Raw genomic sequence first — 6947 nt, 5'->3', positions numbered from 1 at the left:
TAACAATATTTTAACTATTGGCGGAGATGGGATAATTTACAAATAATTGCTTAAAATTTATTCGGTATAAAAATGAGGGAGAAACAGGACTGCTTTGTGGGGCAGGGCGGTATGAGTCGAAATGACTAGATAAAAGTTGCTGAAAATAAAAAGCCCCCACCATAGGCGAGGGCTTGATTGATTCTTGCTTGGCTTGATTATTTGATGCCAGCGAAATCGCGTAGAAGTGCAGCTTTGTCTGTTGCTTCCCACGGGAATTCTTCACGACCGAAGTGACCGTAAGCCGCTGTCTTCTTGTAGATAGGTTGAAGAAGGTTAAGCATTTCTTGTAGACCGTATGGACGTAGGTCGAAGAATTGACGAACCGCTTCAATGATGATGTCGTGAGATACTTTCTCAGTACCGAACGTTTCCACCATGATAGACGTTGGATCAGCAACACCGATTGCGTAAGAAAGTTGGATCTCACAACGGTCAGCCATGCCTGCCGCTACGATGTTTTTCGCTACGTAGCGTGCTGCGTATGCTGCACTACGGTCAACTTTTGATGGATCTTTACCAGAAAACGCACCGCCACCGTGACGAGCTGCGCCGCCGTAGGTATCTACGATGATCTTACGACCAGTTAGACCACAGTCACCCATAGGACCACCGATTACGAAGCGACCGGTTGGGTTAATGAAGAAGTTTGTTTCTTTGTTGATCCACTCAGAAGGTAGCACTGGCTTAATGATCTCTTCCATTACCGCTTCACGCAGGTCTGAAGTTGAGATTGAATCACAGTGTTGAGTTGAAAGAACAACCGCGTCGATACCAACGATGTTACCTTGATCGTATTGGAATGTTACCTGAGATTTTGCATCAGGACGCAACCAAGGTAGTGTGCCGTTTTTACGAACTTCTGCTTGCTTTTGAACAAGACGGTGAGAGTAAGTAATTGGCGCTGGCATTAGTACTTCAGTTTCGTTACAAGCGTAACCAAACATGATGCCTTGGTCGCCTGCACCTTGTTCTTTAGGGTCAGCTTTATCAACACCTTGGTTGATATCTGGCGACTGTTTACCGATTGTGTTTAGTACCGCACAAGAATCTGCGTCAAAGCCCATATCTGAATGTACGTAGCCGATTTCACGAACGGTTTCACGAGTTAACTCTTCGATGTCTACCCATGCTGAAGTCGTGATTTCACCACCCACCATTACCATACCGGTTTTAACGTAAGTCTCACATGCAACACGAGCCTTTGGATCTTGCTCTAGAATCGCGTCAAGAACCGCATCAGAAATCTGGTCTGCAATTTTATCTGGATGACCTTCTGATACTGACTCAGAAGTAAACAGGTGCTTAGCCATGTTAGCTCCACTATATCTGGTTTAAAACTGGGGAATGATAAACTCTCCAGCGCAAATTAATACTAATTTTTGTAGGTGTATCTACATCTAGACGTCTATTCTAAATTTGATTGCTCGAATTACAAGCTCTTTTTTGGTTTTTGTTATAACCAAACGTTTGCCTGATTTATTGATAATTTTAAGAACTTCGAACGATTTGGCGCGAAAGGTGCAATATTTGTGAGGTTTTGGACTGGAAAACGTTTGCACACCCAACAGGGCTTTGAGAGAATTATGACCTACTTTTCGTTTCGCTTAATGTACTCAGGAGCAGACATGTCGTCTCGTAAACATCTTGCCAATGCAATTCGTGCTCTAAGCATGGATGGTGTTCAACAAGCTAACTCAGGCCACCCAGGCGCACCAATGGGTATGGCTGATATCGCTGAAGTTCTTTGGCGCTCTCACCTAAACCATAACCCTTCAAACCCAGAGTGGGCCGACCGCGATCGCTTTGTGCTGTCAAACGGTCATGGGTCAATGCTTATTTACTCTCTACTGCACTTAAGCGGTTACGAGCTATCTATTGACGATCTGAAAAACTTCCGTCAATTGCACTCAAAAACCCCAGGTCACCCAGAGTACGGCTACGCGCCTGGTATCGAGACAACAACGGGTCCTCTAGGTCAAGGCATAACTAACGCTGTTGGTATGGCGATCGCAGAGAAAGCACTAGCGGCACAGTTCAACAAAGAAGGTCACGATATCGTTGACCACTTTACGTATGTGTTCATGGGTGACGGCTGTCTAATGGAAGGCATCTCGCATGAAGCATGCTCTCTTGCTGGGACGTTAGGTCTAGGCAAACTGATCGCGTTCTGGGATGACAACGGCATTTCTATCGACGGTCACGTTGAAGGCTGGTTCTCTGACGATACACCTAAGCGTTTTGAAGCGTACGGCTGGCATGTAATCCCAGCAGTCGATGGTCACGACTCAGACGCGATCAACGCAGCAATTGAAGCAGCAAAAGCGGACCCACGTCCTACGCTTATCTGTACCAAAACAATTATCGGTTTCGGTTCTCCTAACAAGTCTGGTTCGCACGACTGTCACGGTGCACCACTAGGTCACGATGAAATCCAAGCGGCTCGCGAATACCTAGGTTGGGAGTACGGCCCATTTGAGATCCCGGCAGATGTTTACGCTGAGTGGGATGCAAAAGAAGCGGGCGCCGCGAAAGAAGCAGCTTGGAATGAAAAATTCGAAGCATACGCTGCAGCTTACCCTGCTGAAGCGGCAGAGCTTAAACGTCGTCTAAACGGCGAACTTCCTGCACAGTGGGAAGAAAAAGCGAACCAAATCATTGCCGATCTTCAAGCAAACCCAGCGAACATTGCATCACGTAAAGCATCGCAAAATGCACTAGAAGCGTTTGGTCAAATGCTTCCTGAGTTTATGGGTGGTTCTGCTGACCTAGCGCCTTCTAACCTGACCATGTGGTCTGGTTCTAAGTCTCTAGAAACGGAGGACTTCTCTGGCAACTACATCCACTACGGTGTACGCGAATTCGGTATGACTGCTATCATCAACGGTATCGCATTGCACGGTGGTTTCGTTCCTTACGGCGCAACATTCCTAATGTTCATGGAATACGCTCGTAACGCAATGCGTATGGCTGCGCTGATGAAAATTCAGAACATCCAAGTTTACACGCATGATTCGATCGGTCTTGGCGAAGATGGCCCAACTCACCAACCTGTTGAGCAAATGGCGTCTCTACGTGTAACTCCAAACATGAGCACATGGCGCCCATGTGACCAAGTTGAGTCTGCAGTTGCATGGAAACTAGCGATTGAACGTAAAGATGCACCAACTGCACTTATCTTCTCTCGTCAAAACCTAGCGCAACAAGAGCGTACTGCTGAACAAGTCGCAGACATCGCGAAAGGTGCTTACATCCTGAAAGATAGCGAAGGTAAGCCTGAGCTAATCCTTATCGCAACAGGTTCTGAGGTTGAGCTTGCAGTGAAAGCCGCTGAGCAACTAACTTCAGAAGGCAAGAAAGTACGCGTTGTTTCAATGCCATCAACAGATGCATTCGACAAACAAGACGCCGCTTACCGTGAATCTGTACTGCCATCAGACGTAACGGCACGTATCGCTATTGAAGCGGGCATTGCGGATTTCTGGTACAAGTACGTAGGCTTCGACGGTCGCATCATCGGTATGACAACATTCGGTGAATCAGCACCTGCTGGTCAGCTATTCGAGATGTTTGGCTTCACGACTGAAAACGTAGTGAACACAGCTAAAGAATTGCTAGCGTAATTGCAGGACCGTCTAAACAGTCGAACGTAAACGACGATTGTTAAACGCTAAAGTTAGAAAGGCCATCATTATGATGGCCTTTTTATTTTTGTCAGGTTTTCCAACCTTGTGGAATGCTTTGGTGAATGCAGTCTAAAAGTACGGATAAGCGCAGTGGTGGTCGTCCTGCTGGTGTATAGCAGTTAATGGAAATAGGCTCAGAAAGCCAACCTTCTAAGCAAGGCGTGATTCGCCCTGGGTGATGTTTCTCATAGCCGTATGCTGTCCAAGTCGGCAGCAGTCCAATACCATGACCATTCGCGATACTGTCTATTTGCATTGCTATGTTGTCGCTGTATAAGCGACTAACAAAGGGTTCTAAAAAGAACTCACCGTGTTGAGGGTGTGCTAGCATCAATCCATTTTCTTGCACTGAACCAAAATCGATCCATGGATGTGCTTCAAGTTCTTTGGGGTGCGGTATAGGCCCATGTTGTTTTAGATAATTTGGAGAGGCAAAAGGCGTATAGCGAAATACCCCCAGCACTTCTTTTCGCCAGTCTAGCTCTTTACGTTCACCGAGCCAGATGAACAAATCTGGGTCATGATGCGCCTCAGAAAAGTCACTGGTAAGTTGAACTCTAACATCGGGATTATCAGCAAGAAAACGATTGAGTACGCCGCCGAGCCAGCTTCTAACTAAGGCAGTGTGACAAACAATATGCAGTGGCCCTGAAACTTGGTTCGTTAAACCTTGGAGTGCATCATAACTCTCTTCACTTAACTCAAGAATCTGGCGGCTGTAGTGGGCAAAGATTTCTCCAGCTCTTGTCAGAACTAATCGATTACCTTGCCTAGCGGTTAGAGCCTGACCGAAGTCTTCTTCTAATTGTGCCAAGCGACGACTTAGCGTTGATTTTGGCTGATTAAGGGCTTTAGCAGCGGCTGTCAAACTTTTATGCTGATTGAGCGCATCAAAGGCTCTAATTGATGCTAAGTCGTGCATATTTCTTTTACTCCTTACTGCGTTATGTACGAGTTCCATAAATGGAAAGAACCGTTCCATAACTCTCACTATGCATCTCATTCTATTTGTGAATAATTCACCTTCGAAAATAATAATCATTATCAATTATGGAGATGTAGATGTCTACTCTTAGACTGCCAGTTATTACCGCAACTGGTATTTTAGCCTTCGTCAGTGTCCCTCATGTTTTTGCCAATGATGCAGTTTCTAAAATGGAAACAGTGGTTGTAACTGCATCAAGCTACGAGCAATCTCAAGCGGACGCGCCTGCAAGTATTAGTGTGATTTCACGTGAGGAGTTGGACTCTCGTTATTACCGCGATGTGACTGATGCACTAAAAAGTGTGCCAGGTGTTGTCGTGACAGGTGGTGGTGATACCACCGACATTAGTATCCGTGGTATGGGTTCTAAATACACTTTGATACTGGTCGATGGTAAACGTCAAAGCACGCGTGAAACTCGTCCAAATAGCGACGGCCCCGGTATCGAACAAGGTTGGTTACCTCCTCTTCAAGCGATTGAGCGAATCGAAGTTATTCGCGGCCCAATGTCGACGCTTTACGGTTCTGATGCGATTGGTGGTGTGATTAACGTCATCACACGAAAAGATGCGCTAGAGTGGACGGGTAATGTTCAACTGGGCACGGTACTACAAGAGAATAGTCGCTCAGGGGGAGAGCAGAGCGCGAACTTTTTCGTTAATGGTCCGTTGGCTGAAAATTTATCTCTCCAAGTATATGGTCAGTACACAACCAGAGAAGAAGATGACATCGAATACGGTTATGAAGATAAAGATATGCAGAGTATCTCTTCAAAACTGACTTACCAGATTAATGAGCGCCACTCGGTACAATTAGAAGGTGGCACGTCGGCACAAAGTCGTCGTGGCAATGTGGGCCTTTCAGTGCCGACCACTGGGTGTCGTGGAGGGTGTGAAGATTCACTGAATGAATATCGTCGTAATTACGTAACGGTAAGCCACAACGGTGATTGGGATTCGATTGGCATTTCAGATACTTACTTACAGCGAGAAGAGAGCGAGAACAAATCTCGTGAGATGACGATCACCAACACCACGTTCAAATCGAGCTTGGTGACTGGTATTGGAAACCATACGTTGACGACGGGTGTGGACGCTACTCATGCAGAGCTTGAGGATTTCACCTCCAACAAAGCGTCGTCGAAGACTGAAACATCGAATACGCAGTGGGCTGTTTTCATTGAAGATGAATGGAGAATCGCTGATCCGTTTAGCGTTACGCTTGGTGGTCGTCTAGATCATGACGAAAACTATGGCGCGCACTTTAGTCCACGTGTTTACGGTGTATGGCGAGTTGATCCGTCTTGGACGGTGAAAGGCGGTGTGGCAACAGGTTTCCGTTCTCCACAATTACGTGAAATTACTCCTGGCTGGGCGCAAGTCAGTGGTGGCGGTAATATCTACGGTAACCCAGATCTTGACCCTGAAACGTCGCTAAACAAAGAAATCAGCGTCTTGTATCAAGGTGATTCTGGCTTAGATGTCTCTTTGACAGCGTTCCATAACGAATTCAAAGACAAGATCACACGTGTTGTTTGTCCAGACACTATCTGTACTGATGGTCCAAACCAATGGGGCGCAGATCCAACGTACCGTATTAACGTGGATGAAGCCGTCACACAAGGTATTGAAGCGACCTTAGCATCGCCGTTAACGGAAACCATTTACCTTAGCTCGAGCTACACATTTACCGACTCAGAGCAAAAAACAGGTGAATACAAAGGCATGCCGCTGCAGCAGTTACCAAAGCATCTGTTTAATGTGGATGTGACTTGGCAAACGACAACAGATCTAGAGAGCTGGGCGAAAGTCACGTACCGAGGTAAAGAAATGGATCCGGTTACTGGCCCATCAAGAAACAGTATTGTAGAACCAGCTTATACCTTTGTGGACGCCGGTGTGACATACCAGTTAACCGACAATACTCGTATTAAAGGCGCTATCTATAACTTGCTGGACGAGGAAATCAGTTACGAAGAATACGGATATATTGAAGATGGTCGTCGCTACTGGTTAGGTTTAGACGTCGCATTTTAATTATCTATCGTTGTAATAAGGTCGAGCATAGTCTCGACCTTTTTTAATCCTGCTTTACTTTGATTCAACAGGTGCGTTTGTCTGCCTGATCAGGTAGTATCTGTGACACGAAATTTTTGGTAGGGCGAAGGATAAATGCTAAAGGTTGCGATCAATGGATTTGGACGTATAGGTCGTAATGTTCTGCGAGCGGTGTATGAA

General features: G+C 46.1%; 5 protein-coding genes. 3 read left to right on the top strand and 2 right to left on the bottom strand.

Annotated features, from left to right (window positions below; all coding sequences use genetic code 11):
* Nucleotides 1–197: 197 nt before the first annotated feature.
* Nucleotides 198–1352 (bottom strand): methionine adenosyltransferase, encoded by a 1155-nt coding sequence (gene metK / locus CAG68_RS21040; RefSeq protein WP_005381027.1) that lies wholly within the window; start codon nt 1350–1352, stop codon nt 198–200.
* Between the two features lie 315 nt (nt 1353–1667).
* Between metK and tkt the strand changes: the two genes are divergently transcribed.
* Nucleotides 1668–3662, top strand: a complete 1995-nt coding sequence (tkt, locus tag CAG68_RS21035) for a transketolase (RefSeq protein WP_005381028.1) — start codon at nt 1668–1670, stop codon at nt 3660–3662.
* 91 nt (nt 3663–3753) lie between these two features.
* On the opposite strand, the gene CAG68_RS21030 is transcribed toward tkt, so the two are convergent.
* Nucleotides 3754–4647, bottom strand: a complete 894-nt coding sequence (locus CAG68_RS21030) for a LysR family transcriptional regulator (protein WP_053306784.1) — start codon at nt 4645–4647, stop codon at nt 3754–3756.
* A 140-nt stretch (nt 4648–4787) separates the two neighbouring features.
* On the opposite strand from CAG68_RS21030, the gene CAG68_RS21025 reads away from it, so the two are divergent.
* A complete protein-coding gene (locus tag CAG68_RS21025) occupies nt 4788–6746 on the top strand; it encodes a ligand-gated channel protein (protein ID WP_005380999.1) in 1959 nt (652 codons plus the stop codon).
* A 135-nt stretch (nt 6747–6881) separates the two neighbouring features.
* Nucleotides 6882–6947: glyceraldehyde 3-phosphate dehydrogenase NAD-binding domain-containing protein (locus CAG68_RS22500; RefSeq protein WP_161441617.1), on the top strand; the 66-nt coding region annotated here is incomplete at its 3' end.

The sequence above is a fragment of the Vibrio sp. V42_P2S4T144 genome, from assembly GCF_009904715.1.
Classification (GTDB): domain Bacteria; phylum Pseudomonadota; class Gammaproteobacteria; order Enterobacterales; family Vibrionaceae; genus Vibrio; species Vibrio alginolyticus.
This window is presented reverse-complemented; position numbering and strand designations above follow the sequence as displayed.